16 protein-coding genes are annotated in these 18270 nt (G+C 50.4%); 7 read left to right on the top strand and 9 right to left on the bottom strand.

Going from position 1 to position 18270, the window contains the following annotated elements; translation table 11 throughout:
• Positions 1–230 precede the first annotated feature (230 nt).
• A complete protein-coding gene (fumB, locus tag GFB57_RS16720) occupies positions 231–1877 on the top strand; it encodes a class I fumarate hydratase (RefSeq protein ID WP_003028969.1) in 1647 nt (548 codons plus the stop codon).
• A gap of 141 nt (positions 1878–2018) precedes the next feature.
• Positions 2019–3422, top strand: a complete 1404-nt coding sequence (gene fumC, locus GFB57_RS16715; RefSeq protein ID WP_003028966.1) for a class II fumarate hydratase — start codon at positions 2019–2021, stop codon at positions 3420–3422.
• Here the strand turns inward: fumC and tus are convergent.
• The 3 genes from tus to GFB57_RS16700 form a co-directional block, all read right to left on the bottom strand.
• Positions 3419–4348, bottom strand: coding sequence for a DNA replication terminus site-binding protein (gene tus, locus GFB57_RS16710; protein WP_003028964.1), 930 nt, complete (start codon positions 4346–4348; stop codon positions 3419–3421). The two genes, fumC and tus, sit on opposite strands and share 4 nt — an antisense overlap.
• A gap of 73 nt (positions 4349–4421) precedes the next feature.
• On the bottom strand, positions 4422–5723 hold the full coding sequence (gene rstB / locus GFB57_RS16705; RefSeq protein WP_003028962.1) for a two-component system sensor histidine kinase RstB: 1302 nt from the start codon (positions 5721–5723) through the stop codon (positions 4422–4424).
• Between the two features lie 228 nt (positions 5724–5951).
• The gene (locus GFB57_RS16700; RefSeq protein ID WP_003028960.1) at positions 5952–6470 is read right to left on the bottom strand and encodes a membrane protein; all 519 of its coding nucleotides are present in this window, start codon (positions 6468–6470) and stop codon (positions 5952–5954) included.
• A 234-nt stretch (positions 6471–6704) separates the two neighbouring features.
• On the opposite strand from GFB57_RS16700, the gene GFB57_RS16695 reads away from it, so the two are divergent.
• On the top strand, positions 6705–7049 hold the full coding sequence (locus GFB57_RS16695; protein WP_003028959.1) for a DUF1294 domain-containing protein: 345 nt from the start codon (positions 6705–6707) through the stop codon (positions 7047–7049).
• 26 nt (positions 7050–7075) lie between these two features.
• Here the strand turns inward: GFB57_RS16695 and GFB57_RS16690 are convergent, their stop codons facing one another.
• Positions 7076–7867 carry an MBL fold metallo-hydrolase gene (locus GFB57_RS16690; RefSeq protein ID WP_003028958.1) on the bottom strand — a complete coding sequence of 264 codons (792 nt, stop codon included), beginning with the start codon at positions 7865–7867 and terminating at the stop codon, positions 7076–7078.
• A 190-nt stretch (positions 7868–8057) separates the two neighbouring features.
• Between GFB57_RS16690 and GFB57_RS16685 the strand changes: the two genes are divergently transcribed.
• Entirely contained in the window at positions 8058–8900 is an 843-nt protein-coding gene (locus GFB57_RS16685) for an aminoglycoside phosphotransferase family protein (protein ID WP_290366836.1), read from the top strand.
• A 115-nt stretch (positions 8901–9015) separates the two neighbouring features.
• A complete protein-coding gene (locus GFB57_RS16680) occupies positions 9016–10044 on the top strand; it encodes a HoxN/HupN/NixA family nickel/cobalt transporter (protein WP_003028954.1) in 1029 nt (342 codons plus the stop codon).
• A gap of 52 nt (positions 10045–10096) precedes the next feature.
• Here GFB57_RS16680 and GFB57_RS16675 read toward each other — a convergent pair whose 3' ends face one another.
• On the bottom strand, positions 10097–11437 hold the full coding sequence (locus GFB57_RS16675; RefSeq protein ID WP_003028953.1) for an L-cystine transporter: 1341 nt from the start codon (positions 11435–11437) through the stop codon (positions 10097–10099).
• Between the two features lie 246 nt (positions 11438–11683).
• Entirely contained in the window at positions 11684–12418 is a 735-nt protein-coding gene (gene rstA / locus GFB57_RS16670) for a two-component system response regulator RstA (protein ID WP_003028952.1), read from the bottom strand.
• Positions 12419–12545: 127 nt separating this feature from the next.
• Between rstA and GFB57_RS16665 the strand changes: the two genes are divergently transcribed.
• Positions 12546–12881 (top strand): GlpM family protein, encoded by a 336-nt coding sequence (locus GFB57_RS16665; RefSeq protein WP_003028950.1) that lies wholly within the window; start codon positions 12546–12548, stop codon positions 12879–12881.
• Here GFB57_RS16665 and folM read toward each other — a convergent pair.
• The 3 genes from folM to ydgH form a co-directional block, all read right to left on the bottom strand.
• A complete protein-coding gene (gene folM, locus GFB57_RS16660; protein WP_003028949.1) occupies positions 12878–13600 on the bottom strand; it encodes a dihydromonapterin reductase in 723 nt (240 codons plus the stop codon). The genes GFB57_RS16665 and folM overlap by 4 nt on opposite strands.
• 36 nt (positions 13601–13636) lie before the next feature.
• Entirely contained in the window at positions 13637–15019 is a 1383-nt protein-coding gene (locus GFB57_RS16655) for an amino acid permease (RefSeq protein WP_003028947.1), read from the bottom strand.
• A gap of 245 nt (positions 15020–15264) precedes the next feature.
• Positions 15265–16209: a DUF1471 family protein YdgH gene (gene ydgH, locus GFB57_RS16650; protein WP_003028946.1), complete on the bottom strand. Its 945-nt coding sequence runs from the start codon at positions 16207–16209 to the stop codon at positions 15265–15267.
• A 525-nt stretch (positions 16210–16734) separates the two neighbouring features.
• Between ydgH and pntA the strand changes: the two genes are divergently transcribed.
• The gene (pntA, locus tag GFB57_RS16645) at positions 16735–18264 is read left to right on the top strand and encodes a Re/Si-specific NAD(P)(+) transhydrogenase subunit alpha (RefSeq protein ID WP_003028945.1); all 1530 of its coding nucleotides are present in this window, start codon (positions 16735–16737) and stop codon (positions 18262–18264) included.
• The last annotated feature ends 6 nt before the right edge of the window (positions 18265–18270 follow it).

The raw sequence follows: 18270 nt of genomic DNA, 5'->3' as shown, positions 1-18270 counted from the left end.
CGGCTATTAAACCAAGAAACCCTGAGGGAAGTAACCTGCACATGTAAAAAGTCGTACTTGTCTCAGTTTTTGTTAAAAAAATGTGTAGGATATGGAGACTCGCTTTTAATACCCTGAGTGATTCCGGTTGCAGACAGCCCTTCCTTCTACAACCGGATCTGCGGCAGGGAAGCAGGGCAACGGAACATCTGCCCAGAGAATAACCAGACCGAGCAGTAAGTGAGAGCACAATGTCAAACAAACCCTTTCATTATCAGCATCCTTTCCCCCTCAAAAAGGATGATACCGAATACTATCTGCTGACCAGCGACTATGTCTCTGTTGCCGAATTTGAAGGGCAGGAGATTGTTAAAGTCGCGCCACAAGCTTTAACCCTGCTGGCTCGTCAGGCCTTTCATGATGCGTCGTTTATGCTGCGTCCCGCACATCAACAGCAGGTAGCCGATATTCTGCGCGACCCGGAGGCCAGCGAAAACGACAAGTATGTGGCCCTGCAATTTCTGCGTAACTCTGACATCGCGGCAAAAGGCATTTTGCCGACCTGTCAGGACACCGGAACCGCGATTATCGTGGGTAAAAAAGGTCAGCGTGTCTGGACCGGTGGTGGCGATGAGGAGGCGCTGGCTCGAGGCGTCTATAACACCTACATCGAAGACAACCTGCGCTATTCACAAAACGCAGCGCTGGATATGTATAAAGAGGTGAACACCGGCACCAACCTGCCAGCACAGATTGATTTGTATACCGTCGACGGCGATGAATACAAATTCCTGTGTATTGCCAAAGGTGGCGGTTCGGCGAACAAAACCTATCTGTACCAGGAAACCAAAGCGCTGCTCACGCCGGGCAAATTAAAAAATTACCTGGTTGAGAAGATGCGTACGCTGGGTACTGCGGCTTGTCCGCCGTATCACATTGCGTTTGTGATCGGCGGAACGTCAGCGGAAGCTACGCTGAAAACGGTAAAACTGGCTTCGGCTAAATACTACGATGAGCTGCCGACCGAAGGTAACGAGCATGGGCAGGCATTCCGTGATGTGGAGCTGGAAAAAGAGCTGCTGATTGAAGCGCAGAATTTGGGGCTGGGTGCGCAGTTTGGCGGGAAGTACTTCGCGCATGATATCCGCGTGATCCGCCTGCCGCGTCACGGCGCGTCGTGCCCGGTTGGTATGGGCGTCTCTTGTTCTGCTGACCGTAATATCAAAGCCAAGATCAACCGTGAAGGTATCTGGATCGAAAAACTGGAACATAATCCTGGCAAATATATACCGGAAGAGCTGCGCCAGGCTGGAGAGGGAGAAGCGGTACGCGTTGACCTCAATCGTCCGATGAAAGAGATCCTGGCTCAGCTGTCGCAGTATCCGGTCTCTACGCGTCTGTCACTCAACGGTACAATCATCGTTGGCCGAGATATTGCGCATGCGAAACTGAAAGAACGTCTGGATAACGGTGAAAGTTTGCCGCAGTATGTTAAAGATCACCCGATCTATTACGCCGGTCCGGCAAAAACGCCGGAAGGCTACGCCTCTGGTTCGCTTGGCCCAACCACGGCCGGACGTATGGACTCGTATGTTGACCAGCTTCAGGCCGCTGGTGGGAGCATGATTATGCTGGCGAAAGGCAACCGTAGCCAGCAGGTGACCGATGCTTGCCATAAACATGGCGGCTTCTATTTAGGCAGTATTGGCGGCCCTGCCGCGGTGCTGGCCCAGGGCAGTATCAAGAGTCTGGAGTGCGTGGAATACCCGGAACTCGGGATGGAAGCCATCTGGAAAATTGAAGTGGAAGATTTCCCGGCGTTTATCCTGGTGGATGACAAAGGCAATGATTTCTTCCAGCAAATTCAGACGTCGCAGTGCGCACGCTGCGTTAAGTAACGTCAACCGCCCTTCGGGGCGGTTTTTTTTACCGCACGAACCACCAAACGACAGTTTTATCCTCGTTAATACTCATAAGACCAACGCAAGTGGGCAATGTCGAAACATAACCTAATCAACTGTTAATGTAAGGAGCAGGTAATGGTAACGGTACGCCGCGAGAATGATTCAATGGGGGCGATTGATGTTCCTGCCGATAAGCTTTGGGGCGCGCAAACCCAACGTTCACTGGAACATTTTCGTATCTCTACGGAGAAAATGCCGGTCTCGTTGATCCATGCGCTGGCGCTGACTAAACGCGCCGCGGCAAAGGTTAACCAGGATCTTGGGCTGCTGGCGGAGGATAAAGCCAGGGCTATTATGCAGGCTGCAGATGAGGTGTTGGCAGATAAACACCGCGATGAGTTCCCGCTGGCCATCTGGCAAACTGGGTCCGGCACGCAAAGCAATATGAACATGAACGAGGTGTTGGCAAACCGGGCCAGCGAGTTGCTGGGCGGCGTGCGGGGGATGGAGCGAAAAGTACACCCCAACGATGATGTCAATAAAAGCCAAAGCTCGAACGATGTCTTCCCGACCGCAATGCACGTTGCCGCACTGCTGGCGCTGCGTAAATCACTGATCCCTCAATTAAATGTGTTGACCAAAACGCTCAGTGATAAGTCCCACGCTTTCGCCGATATCGTTAAAATTGGTCGTACACATCTGCAAGATGCAACTCCACTTACGCTTGGCCAGGAGATTTCCGGCTGGGTAGCAATGCTAGAACATAACCTCAGACACATTGAAAACAGCTTACCACACGTGGCGGAGCTGGCGTTGGGGGGAACCGCGGTAGGTACCGGACTGAACACTCATCCCGAATACGCCCGCCGGGTTGCGGATGAACTGCGGGTCATCACCTGTGCGCCGTTCGTTACCGCACCGAATAAATTTGAAGCGCTCGCCACCTGCGATGCCCTGGTTCATGCTCACGGCGCGCTAAAAGGACTGGCAGCGTCGCTGATGAAAATCGCCAACGATGTACGCTGGCTGGCATCCGGTCCACGGTGTGGTATTGGCGAAATTTCAATTCCCGAAAACGAACCGGGCAGCTCGATCATGCCGGGCAAGGTCAATCCAACCCAGTGTGAAGCGCTGACTATGCTTTGCTGCCAGGTGATGGGCAACGATGTTGCCATTAATATGGGTGGGGCGTCAGGTAACTTTGAGCTCAACGTTTATCGACCAATGGTCATCCACAACTTCCTGCAGTCGGTACGCCTGCTGGCGGACGGTATGGAAAGCTTCAATGAACATTGCGCGACGGGGATTGAGCCTAATCGTGAACGAATCGATCAACTGCTCAACGAGTCGCTAATGCTGGTGACCGCGCTCAATACCCATATCGGTTACGATAAAGCGGCTGAAATTGCCAAAAAAGCCCATAAAGAAGGGCTGACCTTAAAAGCCTCCGCTCTGGCGCTGGGATATCTAACCGAAGCGGAGTTCGACAGCTGGGTACGCCCGGAGCTGATGGTTGGCAGCATGCGGCCAGGCAGTTAATCCGCAACGTACAGGTGCAGCCGGGGAATAATCAATCTCAACGGCTGCGCCTGAGGTTTAAAACGATGCTGAACGTTTTCGGCATCGTAATTAAGTAACTCGCCGATATCCGGTACGGTCATACCGTTGTCGTTATTAAGCAAAGCAATCAGTGGCGTCGGGCAGGCATATTGCACCTGTTTTTGCTCTCCTTTGTACCAGACGCGGGCAATAGGCTGCACTTTTACCGGCCTTTTGATCTTCAGGCGGGCCTGCTGCGGTAAGGCGGCGATATCCTGATATTCGCGTTCAAGCTTCGCCTGCCATTCTTCACGTGTCCAGGGATGTACGCTGCGCGGTGACGTCAGGCTTTTTTCCAGTTGCTGCAGTACTTCATCGCGTTTCAGGTTTTTAATGATGTGCTTATTAGCCCAGCCAAATCGTAGGGTGGCAGGATCGCGGACTACGGTTAGCGTACGATAGGCATTCAGAGTAATCAGCCCAGGCAGATGACGATGCACCCATTCGAAACGTGCTGCCGGCGCCAGCCCTGATTCCACTGTAACAATGCGCTCGAAGGTGGTTTTCAACTGGTTTATACGCTGGATTTGTTCTTCCAGAGTACATTGCGCCGCGTTATCAACCTGATAGCACAATACACCCGGTAGGCGGACGGCCGCTTTGCTGCTGCGGTTTTCGGACTGCTGCTGAATAAACAGGTGACGGTAATGGAGCAGTGCCAGCGCTTCAGCCTCTTTGCCTAAATGCTGCTTAACATTAATGCTCTGCAGAGGGGCATGCTCTGCCTCTTTAGCCACTTCCGGTAACGAGAATACGCGCGCAATCAGCAGCGTCTGCTGCAACAGGTTTTCGTTCAAAAGTGCCAGTTCTTGTTCCATCTGGCGAAAGGTGCCGTTCAGGCGGTCAACAAGATCGTAACGGGCCATAGGTTTACCATTTTAGTTACAACATACTTTTTTATAGCACAACCTCCACCACCTGACCACCGAGCAGAATAGGTCAGGCAGCTGAGATTTCGGGAATGTTATGCCAGACGGGCCAACGGAAAGTAAACCGGGCGCCGCCAAGTTCACTTTCATCACAGACGACCGTCCCCCCCATAGCCAAAGCAATTGAGTGGACGATGGCTAACCCAAGCCCACAACCCCCGGTTGCCCGGTCACGGCTGGGGTCAAGGCGTACAAACGGTTCAAAAACCTGTTCGCGAGCGTCTGGTGCAATACCGGGACCGTCGTCTTCCACTACCAGCGTGGCTTGATTGCCGTTCAGCAGCAGACTGGCTTGCACTGTAGACTGGCAATAGCGCAGGGCATTGTTCAGCAAATTATCCAGGACCCGCTCCATCAGGCGCATATCCAACGCGCCGTAGTCGCCAGTTTCGAGATGACGTAAGTGCACCGTACGGCCAGGATTCACGCTTTGCACATCCTCCAGATGGGTTGTCAACCAAACAGGCAGGTCAGGTACACTGAGCTTCAGTTCATTTTGCGGGCGATCCAGGCGGGCGTAGGTCAGTAACTCTTCGATCAACGCTTCCAGTTGGCCGATATCACGATTAAGCGCCTGAGATTCCTGCCCGGTGAGGTTATCACTCATTTCCAGCCGGTAACGTAAACGTACCAGCGGAGTACGAAGCTCATGGGCAATACCATCGATGAGCTGTTTTTTACTGGCGATCAGCGCATTGATATTATCGGCCATTTGGTTAAACGCTACGCCCAGGCGCTCAAAGCTGGAACCGTTGTCAAAATGAAGGCGTTCACTCAGATGTCCTTCACCAAAACGCTGTGCGGCGGATTCGAGTCTTAGCATTTCTTGCCAGTGTGGACGCATCCAGATCAGTACCGGGAAGGCCAGTGAGATAGCAATAAACGCCATCAGCGCGATGTCCAGCAGGCGCATTTGATGAAGAAAATAAAGGTAAGGAACCGGGCCGACTGCCAGCACATAATGGCTGCGAGGAATGCGTTGAATAAAGGTGTATTGATCGTCAAGAGCCACAATATCGCCTTCGCGCAAACGCTGCATGGTTGGGGCATCCAGTGTGTACTTATTCAGAGGTTCAACACGCAGGTCAAATGAGAGGTTTAAGTCCATCTCCTTCAGCGTCTTACCCCAATCGCGTGGCGGGATTTCGCGTAGTTCACTGCGCATCAGGTACAACGAGCTTTTCATCAAATCGTCGAGCGATTGTCTGCCTGCGCGTTCTGCGGTGAATTTGTATACCAGGCCGACCAACAGGGTCATCACCAAAAAGCAGACAAACAGCAGTAGGTAAAACTGCACAAACAGTTTCTTCATAAAAATCACCGAACGCTCAATAAGTTAGCGAGTTCTCGTGTCCCTCAGGGGAAAAGGGGCACAGCAGTATCCGCCGATGCGTGGGAGCAGAAAGGTTATCTGATCACCATCTGGCGTGTTTATCCTGGCAGAGTACACTGTATAACTCTTTTCTGCATTCTTATGGCCCCTACGGGGGCGAAATGACCTTTCGCTTGATAACGCATTGCTTTGTAAGCGGCAAGTTAATCAAAATCGGGATGGTGTTGTTCTGGCGTATGTTACGACCGCACCTAAAAGGTTACTTCGTTTCTCAACATAGATTGTGTTGTTATATTCGTAGTTACCTTCGGGATAGCAAATTCTGATGTTAGTCCCGAGATCCGGATCGTCAACATCAGCCCCCGAACAGCTTTTAGAACTTCCTGTAGAGTAGGTGTATGGAGCGGTATAGGACGAGGGGACACCTGGAATGAACCAGGTTATCGCCATAATTGTGATCACTGAAAACAGCACCATGGCAATGCTGATGCTACCAAATAATTTCAGATAAGTTTGGAAGGGACTTTTTTTCATTATCCCATTACCTACCAGAAATAGGGTGATTAAAAATGACACTGCCAGAGAAATAAGCATGAGGTATTTTGATGTGAGCGGGTAGAGAAAAGTCGCTCTGTATATCGTTACCTTCCACCAGTAAAAAAGAAAAATTGCGCCGAGAGATAATACGGTGACAAAAAACAAATATGGATATGAGTATTTTCTCATCCCTGCGACTCCAGAACAAATTCTCCATTTGGATTTAATAAATTACCATTTGTTCTGAATAATGAAAATGATTCTCTTGTTTGAATTGTTAGGTACGCCGCAGACCAGAGAATTTCCGCTATTTCTGGGGATATAGACATAAAAATAAAAGGGGTATTCTCACCCATGGCAGGGATGACTGACCTTGCGTATAATGGGTGACGAAACTTCCTGAAAAGTGCTGTGACTGAAAATATGAATCTCAATCGCTGTTGTTATTCGCTACTCATTTTTGCAGCGATCGGCTGCATTTTCACCGCTCACCCTCTTGTCATATGGTTTCTACTCGCCAACATACTGACGTTGCTGTTATACGGCGTGGACAAAATGGCGGCACGCAAGGATTGGCGTAGAGTGCCGGAATCCACATTGCTGGTGTTTGGCGTTGTGGGCGGATGGGGTGGCGCGATAGCGGGTCAACAAATCTTTCGCCATAAAACACAAAAGCAGCCTTTCAAAACCTACTTCATTATCAGTGTGATAGTGAGTATTTCTGTGATGGGCGTGGTTTATCAGTTCTATCCATTTTTACCTTCCTGAGTCTGGTTGGTGAATAAACTGCCGGTTTATCTGAGGCAGGAAATATACTTTTCACCTGAACGCCGCACAATTTCATCGGCATTTTGCGTAATATCTTTTCCTGCAAATGCGCCGTAAAGTTGCTTAAATTTCACTGTACTCAGTCTCTGGGTAATGTTGCTGACCGTTGCAGCTGGCAACGGTAGCATATTAGGGTAGCTCCACATAAAGGAGACGGCATGCGCACCTGGCGTAACCTGGACGATGTCGCCGGAAAGCACCACGCCTTCGTCACGCGCCCAGTGCAGGACGCAGCCTCCAGCAAAGTGTCCGCCGAGACGTATCACCGTGACGTCACGGGTTAACTCAATGGTGTCGCCATCCCAGAATCTAATCCACGGGCTGTCGCGCATTACCCACCTTCTGTCGCTGGCATGAAGGTAAATAGGCGCGTTAAATTCTGCAGCCCAGTCCTGCATGGTGGTGTAGTAATGAGGATGCGATATCGCGATAGCCTTAAGCCCGCCAAGGGACGTTATTAGCGTTTTTGTGGCATCGTCGAGCGAGGCAATGCAGTCCCATAAAATATTGCCTTCAGAGGTACGCAGAATAAACGCGCGCTGATCAATTGCAAAATCAGGAACGGTGCGGATGCTGAGGAGAGTACTGTCGTGTTGCTTCCACTTATTTGTATGCGATGCACACAGGGCGGTAAAATCGACCCATTCCTGTCCGCTCGCAGGGACATACTGGCGTTCATCCTGGCAGATATCGCACTGTTCCGGATGGGCACCAGTTACCTCATAGGATGTTCCACAGGTTTTGCATAACGTGATCATCGTGTCCTCCTTATTTACCGAACACAGTCAGCATGGCACACAGATACACAAGGATGTGCCTGTTAGTGCTCAACCCGTTAAGTCAGTGATGACGGCTATGGGAGGTTGTAGCTCAACCAAAAGAAAACAGGAATAATGCCGACACGGATCCTTTTGGTTACCATCTTCCAGAGAAAAATGAGGATATTGTTTGGAAAATCGCCTGTTCAACACCTGGCTCAACCGTTGGGGACTCACTCCAGATGGTGAACCGGTTGAAACACACACATCACAGCTTTTGCCTGTAGTGGTCATCAGGGACGGTCAGAAAGCCATACTTAAAATCACCGACGATGACAGTGAACGGATCGGCTGTGAACTCATGGTCTGGTGGAACGGAAATGGCGCAGCGAAAGTACTTGCTCATGCAGCAGGGGCGATTCTGCTGGAACGTGCGACAGGGACAGGGTCTTTAGCGGATATGTCCTGGACTGGTAACGATGCGCAGGCTTGTCGCATTATTTGCCATGCTGCCAGTAGACTCCATTTCTCCCGGAATGCGTCTACGCCAGCGTTAACACCTCTACACCATTGGTTTAGCGATCTGGCTCCTGTCGCGAAAAAGCATGGCGGTATCCTGACGCGTTGTGCAGCGGTGGCAAATGCGCTGCTATCTTCACCCCGCGATGAAGTCGTATTACACGGCGACCTACACCACGGCAATATTCTTGATTTCGGAACGAGAGGATGGCTGGCTATCGATCCCAAAGGGCTGCTAGGCGAGCGTGGCTTTGATTACGCCAATATTTTTACTAACCCTGATCTTGCCGAACCCACCAGACCTGTTGCCATTGAGCCGGAAACATTCACACAACGAGTCAACATTGTGTCTGAAATCGCAAGAATTGAACGGCAACGTTTGCTGATGTGGATTGTTGCCTGGTGTGGGTTGTCGTCCGTCTGGTTTCTGCAAGAGGGGGACAGCGCAACGGTACCTCTGCGTATTGCGGAGCTAGCGATGGCGGAACTTGCTTCAGGTGATAATCAACTTTGATCTACGACACTGGGTTAGTAATTCTTAAGAGTTATCATTAGCCTGATAAACGTTATATTAATTAATCAGTGAGTGGTGGTGTGTTGTTTAGCTCAAATTTAATTGGCGGGAAACAATGAACGCATTGTTTTCATTATTTAAAAAACGCCCGAATATTCTTTTGTTGATGGTCTTACTCATCGGGGCAAACATCGTGGCGTGGCTGTGGGCTTTCACCGCGTTTAGCAACAACACGTCATTGCTTGCACTGAGTCTGATTGCGTGGTGCTACGGTTTACGCCATGCTGTCGATGCCGATCATATCGCCGCGATAGACAGCGCTACACGTAAACTCATGCAGCAGAAAAAACGCGCCCTGACGACGGGAGCCTGGTTTTCTTTGGGGCACTCCACCATTGTGGTACTGGCAAGCATTGGCATTGCACTGACCACCAGCGTGTTTAAGCAACATATGGCATGGTTTCAGAATGTCGGCGGTCTGATAGGAACTTCGGTTTCTGCCGCGTTTTTGCTGATTCTGGCTACCATTAATCTCATTATTTTCTGCCAGGTCTGGAAGGCATTCCGCCATCTTAAACGCACCGGTACTTACGATGGCACCACGGAAGACATTACAGTTTCAGGTCCTCTGAACTGGCTTTTCCGCTCAGCGTTTCGGTTGGTAGGCAAAGACTGGCATATGTATTTTGTCGGTTTTCTTTTTGGTCTGGGTTTTGATACCGCCACTGAAATTTCTTTGCTGGGAATTTCTGCTTCAAGCGCGTCCAGTGGCATGTCTGTTTGGTCAATTCTCGTGTTCCCGGCGCTGTTTACCTGCGGTATGGCGTTAATTGATTGTCTCGACAGTATTCTGATGGTTGAGGCCTACGGATGGGCGTTCAATAAGCCGCAACGCAAGCTCTATTACAATATGACCATTACCGGGACTTCCGTGATTGTGGCGCTATTTATTGGCGGACTGGAGGCGCTGGGGCTTCTCTCTGACGCGTTTTCGCTTCAGGGTGGTTTGTGGGATACCGTCAGCAATTTAAGTGACCATATGGGGAATGTCGGTTTTGTGATTATTGGCGTCTTTATCGGCTGCTGGATTATCTCTGCCGTAAATTACCGTTGGAAAAAATACGACGGGCTGACGTTTAGTTGACACAAAAGAAAGCCTTCCAGCAACAGGAAGGCTTTGATCTTTTTAGGACTGACTAATTCGCGTTCACGGGTTGTGGTTTTTCAGCACTCTTTTTCAGGAGCCTGTTAGCCAGCACGCCAGACATCATCGAACCGTTCACGTTTAATGCCGTTCTGGCCATATCGACGACAGGCTCGATAGCAATGAAAATCCCCACCAGCGCGACCGGGAAGTTCAGTGTTGAAAGGACGATCAGCGCAGCAAATGTTCCGCCACCGCCTACACCCGCCACCCCAATAGAACCCAGCGCAATCGCAGGTAGCATGGCGAGCAAAAAATGTACTGATAGCGGATCAATCCCAATTGTTGGAGCAATCATCGCCACCATAATAGCCGGATAGATCCCGGCACAGCCATTTTGACCCATGCTGGAGCCGAATGAAGCCGCAATATTGGCAATGGTGTTTTGCACGCCAAATTTTTCTTGTGCGGAAATAGCCAGTGGAATAGATGCTGCACTGCTGCGTGAAACAAATGCAAAGGTTAAAACTGGCCAGACAGTTTTAAAATAGTGAACGGGATTATTACCGCTCAGAACCAGTATCAGTGCGTGGACGATAAACATCATCAGAATCGCAAGGTAACAGGCAGCAATAAAGCCTAACAGACTGGCAAATTGTTCAAATCGATACGCGGAAAATACGCCTGCCATTAATGCCATCACACCATAAGGGGTGAGAGCAATGACGATACGCACCATTTTCATCACCCAAATCTGGATAGCGTTAATGCCAGCACTTAATTTTTCACCTTCTTGCGGGGCGTCCTGTTTGACCTTTAATAATGCCACGCCGGCAAGTAGGGTGAAGATAACAATGCCAATGACGGAAACGCTTCTGGCCCCTGTTAGATCGAGGAAGATATTCGTGGGGATCAGAGATGTCACCAGTTTAGGCAGTGAAATGGCGGCTGTTTTATTTACATCGTCTGCCGTCAGCGTGGACTGCATATGAACAAACGCACTGGCGTCAAGGCCTAATACATACGCAGTCAACAGCCCAATAAAACCGGCAATCATTACCAGACAGAGCATGCATCCGACGATGGTTAACGACATTTTCCCAATGCCTGCGCTGTTTTCGAGCTTATTAATGGCTGAGAGAATAGAGATGAAAATCAGCGGTACCGCAACCAGCTTCAGTAAATTCACATAGCCGTTGCCGATAACATTGTACCAGTCGATAACTGTTTTTCTTTCGTCAGCAGCAATGAGATGCAGGGATAAACCGATAACGGCACCCGTAAAAATAGCGATGAAGACGCTTTTTGAAAGAGAGTGACTTTTTTGGTTGATTCTGAAAATTGCCCATGAACAAACCAAAAAGAACGCGATATACGCGAGCGAAACGAACATATTGTAGCCTCTTGCCTCATTCAGCACCTGAAATGCCGGAAAGAGTTTTGTTAGTGCGAAAAAAAATGATGAACCATACGGGTTCAGGACCGCGACGGATTATAGGGAGGGGGGAGGGTAACAGCCACACAAAAAGTGTGGAACGGCGTCGGATGGCGTTTGTATGCTTGTTCTGTAGACGATTTTAAGTGACAGTGTAACGTATTGTGAATAATCCAACCGATCAATGAGATCGGCCCGGTGGCATTACTTCTGTGGCTCGTCGTCCCAGGCGTGAGGTGCAAAGAGATAACCTTTGTTGCGCACTGTTTTGATTCGATAAGGTTCAGTCGCATTATCGAGCAGTTTTTTGCGTAACCGGGAAATCGCGACATCTACGCTGCGATCCATGCCGTCATAGCTTACGCCACGTAGGTTCTTAAGCAACGCATCGCGGTCCATAATCTGCCCGGCATGGGTTGCCAACTCCCACAGTAATTCAAAATCAGCGGTGGAAAGAGAAACTTGCTCGCCGCCGAGCAGCACGGAGCGGTTGGTTGGGTCGATAGTGAGTGTGCCGAAGCGCAGCGTTGTGTGCGGTGTGATGGTCGCCGATTGAATGCCTTTAGACTGGGCAGAGTGCTCATTCTGACGCAGGTGCAGACGCAGGCGAGCCAGCAGCACCGCTGGCGGCGTGGTTTTCAGAATATAGTCACAGGCGCCCATTTCCAGTGCCAGGATATGGTTCATGTCGCTGTCCAGCGAGGTGAGCAGGACAATCGGGCCTTGCCAGCGTCCGCGTAAATCTCGGCAGATAGTCATCCCGTCTTTGCCCGGCAGCATGATATCTAATAACACCAGATCGGGTTGAACGTGCAGGATTTTCTCCTCGGCCAAATCACCACGAGGTTCAAGGATAACCTCAATATCATGCCGGGCCAAATAGGCTGCAATCAGTGAGCCAACTTCGGGATCATCTTCAACAAATACGATGGTGTTCATATCATTAATTTTTGAATATAAAACGCCAACATACACCGCCCTGGTTTTTCCTTCCATTAATCTTTTCTAAACAAGAACGCTTCCGTTATGCTAGGGGCTGATGTTATTGATGTGTTAAGGCAGAGTGATGGGACTCGTTATAAAAGCGGCGCTCGGTGCGCTGGTGGTGGTGTTGATTGGCTTGCTGGCGAAAACAAAGAATTACTACATTGCCGGATTAATTCCGTTATTCCCGACGTTTGCGTTGATTGCCCACTATATCGTGGCCAGTGAACGCGGGATCGAGGCGTTACGTACAACCATCATATTCAGCATGTGGTCGATTATTCCCTATTTTGTCTACCTCGTTTCACTGTGGTATTTCACCGGATTTATGCGCTTACCCGTTGCGCTCGGCGGATCAGTGGTGTGCTGGGGCCTGAGCGCGTGGTTGCTGATCTTTTGTTGGATCAAACTGCACTAACGCAGATGACGCCCGCCATCAAGGGCAAAACTACGTCCGGTGACAAAACAGCTGGTTAACAGATAGTCAATTAAATCAATGACTTCTTTTTCACCTGGTGCGGTTTTCATCAGTGATTTGTTCAGTGCCTGCTGGCGATACTCTGCATCATCACCCTCGTTAAACAGGATAAGTGAAGGGGCAATCGCGTTCACTTTCACTTCCGGTGCCAGTTTGCGTGCGAACGAGCGGGTCATATTATCCAGCGCCGCTTTGCTGGCAGCATAAGCAATGTGCTTGTCGCTGCCGCGCTCCACAACATAATCAGTAAAATGGATTATATCGCTGGCCGCGTGTCCATGACCGCGTAGCAACCCTTCTAGTGCGTGGTTGAGCAGGTAGGGCGTATTGACATGAATCTGCATCATGGCTGACAGCACATCGGTCAGCGGTGTACCAGGCTTTTCTGCAAGCCAGGCACTGGCATTATGCACAATAGCACGCAAGCCATCTGTCTGAGCTTTGACCTCATCAGCAAAGGCCAGCACGCCTTTATCCGTGGAAAAGTCAGCAGGGATACAAATCGCGCCCGCTTCTCGCAGGCCGTCAATGGCAGGATAGTGCGTACGGTAGCTGACGATAACTGGCTGTTTTTGGTTCAGAAAGTGCCATGCGACGGCGAGGCCGATACGACGACCACCTCCGGTGATAAGAATTGGCAAAGGGTTTTTTTTACCCATCGTAATCTCCATATGTCGCGAACGATGGGTATAACGTTACCCCATCAGCATCCAGGTAGCCGGCACAGCAGCAACAAGCAGCAGGCCGATCAGCGCAATCTCCTGGCGTTTTAATACGTTTTCATGCGCGTGCGTTTTACGGGCATAAAGGAAAACCAGCAGTCCTGGCGCATACAGCACTACGGACAGCAGCAGGTGCATCGGACCTGACGCATACAATAACCATATGCCATAAATACTCGCCCCGATACCGACAGCCTTATGAATCGGATGGGTAGCAATTTTTAACAGAAATGCGCCGACCAGCAAATAGGGCACCAGAATCATCTCTGAGGCGATAGTCAATAACGTATTGTAGTCGGAACCAGTAAGCCAGATCAGCACCAGGCAGACCTGTACGCAGATGTTGGTCAGCCATAGCGACGCCGATGGCGCGCCTTGCGCGTTCTGTCGCGCAAAAATGCGCGGAAACGCTTTGTGCGTGGAGGCGAGGAACGGCACTTCCGCCGCCATAATCGTCCAGCTTAGATAGGCACCACACACGGAAACAATCAGACCTGCGGCAATAATAATTTCGCCCCATGATCCCATCATTTTAACCATCAGACCGGCCATTGACGGGTTACGGATCTCCGCCAGTTCGGGACGTGCGACAACGCCCAGAGACAACAGGGTGACCAGCAGGTAAACGCCCAGTGCGGCAAGTACCGCCAGCAGCGTGGCGCGTCCGACATCGCGTTTGTTTCTGGCACGGGCAGAAACCACCACCGCGCCTTCCACACCGATGAATACCCACAAGGTGATGAGCATGGTGTTTTTGACCTGCTCCCAGACGGGAACGCCCAATGCTACGCCGGTAAAATCGAGAGTAAAGGTGTCGAGCTTAAACAGCATGAACGCCAGCACGATAAACAGACCCAGCGGTAGTAATTTCGCCAGCGTCGCGACCAGGTTAATACTGGCTGCCGTTTGCACACCGCGCAGCACAAGGAAGTGTACGATCCACAGCAGCATCGATGCGCCCACAATCGACTGCCAGGTATTACCGTCGCCAAACAGACGTAACTCAGGCGTGTCGGTAAAGAAGCTGAGTGCAGAGAAGACAATGACCAGATACGAAACGTTGGCGATAACGGCACACAGCCAGTATCCCCACGCGGAGCAGAAGCCAATCAGCTCGCCAAAACCTTCACGCGCATAGGTAAAAATACCGCCATCCAGTTCAGGACGGATACGCGTCAGGATCAGCATGGCAAAGGCGAGCAAAAGAATACCCGCACCGGTAATCGCCCAACCAATCAGTAATGCAGCCGGGCTGGCTACTGCCGCCATGTTTTGTGGCAGGCTGAAAACGCCAGCGCCGAGCATTGAGCTTAAAACCAGCGCGGTCAGTGCGCTCAGACCCAATTTCTTTTCCATTTGTATCCAGTTACAAAAACGAGAGTGAGAGAATAATTATTTTGGCAAACCGCATAAAAATGGTGAAAGCCACTAAGGCGCGGGATTTTACGGAGAGAAGAGAACGCATGCAATGGGGATAGAGAGATTTGTGACTAATAGTGTGAAAAGTCGTCTTAATACTGCTGTTTTTGTTTTGTCTGGGAACAGAACTGCGCGAAATTATCAGGTCTACAAGAACTGTAGACCTGATAATACATTGGGTATTACTTATACAGATCGGCGCTGATCGTCACGTTGTTACCACGTTCTGACCACTGGCGGGTGATGTGATAATACTTCGCGCCTTTTTTCGCAGCGCGTTTTGCTACCTGATAAGAAACTTCCGTCATGTTGCCGTAGTTACCGGTGAACTTGATGCTGTCGAACGGTACCATCATGGCGGCGGTCGCTTTGTTCAGTTCTTCAACTTTGGTTCCATCCGGTAGCGTGACAGTGTAACGTCCGCCTTTGGTGGATTGCGTTTCGAAGAAGCGACCGACTTCAGCACTCGGAGAAGCGGTAGTCGCAACGCCTGGGATCTCAACTTTCTTCGCGGCTTCGCCACCTGCTGCTAATGCGGCGCGTCCGGCATCAGAATCTGCTGGGATTGCATCAGGGCTTTGCACGACGCGTTTTTTCGCATCAGCTTTGTAGATGAATGCGGTAATACGCTGGTTGCCGCCCTGGTTGGCATCGACCTGGCGCACGATATAGAAGGAATACGCACCTTTCTCTCTCGCAGCTTTGGTGATTGCATCGTTTACTTCAGGCTGGCTACGGTAGAAACCCTGTACCGTAACGGTATCGTAAGGTTCAATCAGAACGGCCTGATCTTTAGGCAATTCCATAACGCCGTTAATGATACGGTTTTTTGACGCTTCCGCTTTTTCAGCGTCAGCTTTATAGACGTCGGCAACAACGCGCCAGTTACCGCCGCTGCCAAAATCTGAAGTATCAACAACATAAAAGGAGGCTGCACCGTCTTTATCTGCACGGCGTGATACGGCAGCAACTGCATCACCGATAGCATTAAAACGACCGGTGACCACAATGCGGTCATAGGGTTTCAGGGCAGCCGCTTGCTCCGGCGTCAATTCTGTCGCTGCATTGACAGAAAAAGCAGTCGCAGAAATAAGTGCGGACGCCAGGAGAGTGTTCTTAAGCTTCATAAAAATAATCCTTCGCCTTGCGCAAACCAGGTACTGGTATTGTTATTGACTAGAAACGTCGCTGATTATTGCATTTAAATTGCGTCAGTGTCTGCGTCATTTTTCACTCATCGTGCCACCTGGCTTAACAACATCGATAACATTTAGTGATATGACGAAAAATTCGGCGTTTGGTGACCAAAACTGATAAAGAAGTTGAATTTCATAAGTTAATTTAATGTTAATTAATTGTTTTTGGCAGGTACGTAATCATGTTTTGCCGCTTCGCTTAAGCGAATTATCAGCCTTTGTGGGCTATTTTTAGGGCATTTTATCTGTCTGAGGTTCGATTAATCTCTATTTTGCGAATTTCATAATAAATACTGTTTTTTGGCGCTAGATCACAGGCGTCATTTTCAGTAGGTTATACAGAGTTTGTTACTGTTTTATTTTATTGAGGTAACACTGACCTCTCTCGAGAGTGCGCGCATGCCTCGTGCGAACATTGATAAACCATCATCATAATTACAGATGGAAGGGAACATTATGCGAATTGGCATACCAAGAGAACGGTTAACCAATGAAACCCGCGTTGCAGCCACGCCGAAGACGGTTGAGCAGCTGCTTAAGTTAGGTTTCAGCGTCGCGGTTGAAAGCGGTGCAGGTCAACTGGCGAGTTTTGACGATAAGGCGTTTGTACAAGCAGGCGCAGAAATTGTTGATGGAAATGCAGTCTGGCAGTCAGAGATCATCCTGAAGGTCAATGCGCCGGAGGAGGCGGAAATTCCGTTACTCAATCCGGGCACGACGCTGGTGAGTTTTCTTTGGCCCGCGCAAAACCCTGAACTGTTGCAAAAGCTTGCAGAGCGAAACGTGACAGTTATGGCGATGGACTCCGTGCCGCGTATTTCGCGCGCACAGTCGCTGGATGCTTTGAGCTCAATGGCGAACATCGCCGGGTATCGCGCTATTGTTGAAGCTGCACATGAATTCGGTCGCTTCTTCACCGGCCAGATCACCGCCGCAGGCAAGGTTCCACCTGCCAAGGTCATGGTGATTGGTGCGGGTGTGGCAGGTCTTGCGGCGATCGGTGCGGCAAACAGCCTGGGCGCTATCGTGCGTGCTTTTGATACCCGTCCGGAAGTGAAGGAACAAGTGCAGAGTATGGGCGCCGAGTTCCTTGAACTGGACTTTAAAGAAGAAGCGGGCAGCGGTGATGGTTATGCCAAAGTGATGTCCGAGGCGTTCATCAAAGCCGAAATGGAACTCTTCGCTGCACAGGCGAAAGACGTCGACATTATCGTTACCACTGCGCTGATCCCGGGCAAACCGGCCCCGAAACTGATCACCCGTGAAATGGTCGATTCGATGAAAGCGGGCAGCGTAATTGTCGATCTTGCCGCGCAAAACGGCGGTAACTGCGAATATACCGTGCCTAATCAGGTGACAACCACCGAGAACGGGGTGAAGGTTATCGGCTATACCGACCTGCCTGGCCGTTTGCCAACGCAATCTTCCCAGCTTTACGGCACCAACCTCGTCAACCTGCTCAAACTGTTGTGCAAAGAGAAAGACGGCAATATCACCGTCGATTTTGACGACGTGGTTGTTCGCGGTGTCACGGTGGTTCGCGAGGGTGAAATCACCTGGCCTGCGCCACCTATCCAGGTTTCTGCTCAGCCGCAGGCTGCGCCAAAAGCCGCACCTGCACCGAAAGAAGAGAAAAAACCTGTCTCTCCGTGGCGCAAATATGCACTGATGGCGCTGGTGGTGATTTTGTTTGGCTGGCTCGCCGACGTTGCGCCGAAAGAGTTCCTTGGTCACTTTACGGTGTTCGCGCTTTCCTGCGTGGTGGGTTACTACGTGGTCTGGAATGTGTCACATGCGTTGCATACTCCGTTGATGTCTGTGACTAACGCCATCTCAGGGATTATCGTGGTTGGGGCGTTATTGCAAATTGGCCAGGGTGGCTGGGTGAGTTTCCTGAGCTTTATCGCGGTGCTTATTGCCAGCATTAATATTTTCGGTGGCTTCACCGTGACTCAGCGCATGCTGAAAATGTTCCGGAAAAACTAAGGGGTA

This window comes from Citrobacter sp. S39 (assembly GCF_009495675.1).
GTDB classification, from domain to species: Bacteria; Pseudomonadota; Gammaproteobacteria; order Enterobacterales; family Enterobacteriaceae; genus Citrobacter; species Citrobacter freundii.
This window is presented reverse-complemented; position numbering and strand designations above follow the sequence as displayed.

Coding starts and splice junctions, on each gene's coding strand:
- fumB (WP_003028969.1), top strand. CDS start 231: ATGTCAAACAAACCCTTTCATTATCAGCATCCTTTCCCCCTCAAAAAG.
- fumC (WP_003028966.1), top strand. CDS start 2,019: ATGGTAACGGTACGCCGCGAGAATGATTCAATGGGGGCGATTGATGTT.
- tus (WP_003028964.1), bottom strand. CDS start 4,348: ATGGCCCGTTACGATCTTGTTGACCGCCTGAACGGCACCTTTCGCCAG.
- rstB (WP_003028962.1), bottom strand. CDS start 5,723: ATGAAGAAACTGTTTGTGCAGTTTTACCTACTGCTGTTTGTCTGCTTT.
- GFB57_RS16700 (WP_003028960.1), bottom strand. CDS start 6,470: ATGAGAAAATACTCATATCCATATTTGTTTTTTGTCACCGTATTATCT.
- GFB57_RS16695 (WP_003028959.1), top strand. CDS start 6,705: ATGAATCTCAATCGCTGTTGTTATTCGCTACTCATTTTTGCAGCGATC.
- GFB57_RS16690 (WP_003028958.1), bottom strand. CDS start 7,867: ATGATCACGTTATGCAAAACCTGTGGAACATCCTATGAGGTAACTGGT.
- GFB57_RS16680 (WP_003028954.1), top strand. CDS start 9,016: ATGAACGCATTGTTTTCATTATTTAAAAAACGCCCGAATATTCTTTTG.
- GFB57_RS16675 (WP_003028953.1), bottom strand. CDS start 11,437: ATGTTCGTTTCGCTCGCGTATATCGCGTTCTTTTTGGTTTGTTCATGG.
- rstA (WP_003028952.1), bottom strand. CDS start 12,418: ATGAACACCATCGTATTTGTTGAAGATGATCCCGAAGTTGGCTCACTG.
- GFB57_RS16665 (WP_003028950.1), top strand. CDS start 12,546: ATGGGACTCGTTATAAAAGCGGCGCTCGGTGCGCTGGTGGTGGTGTTG.
- folM (WP_003028949.1), bottom strand. CDS start 13,600: ATGGGTAAAAAAAACCCTTTGCCAATTCTTATCACCGGAGGTGGTCGT.
- GFB57_RS16655 (WP_003028947.1), bottom strand. CDS start 15,019: ATGGAAAAGAAATTGGGTCTGAGCGCACTGACCGCGCTGGTTTTAAGC.
- ydgH (WP_003028946.1), bottom strand. CDS start 16,209: ATGAAGCTTAAGAACACTCTCCTGGCGTCCGCACTTATTTCTGCGACT.
- pntA (WP_003028945.1), top strand. CDS start 16,735: ATGCGAATTGGCATACCAAGAGAACGGTTAACCAATGAAACCCGCGTT.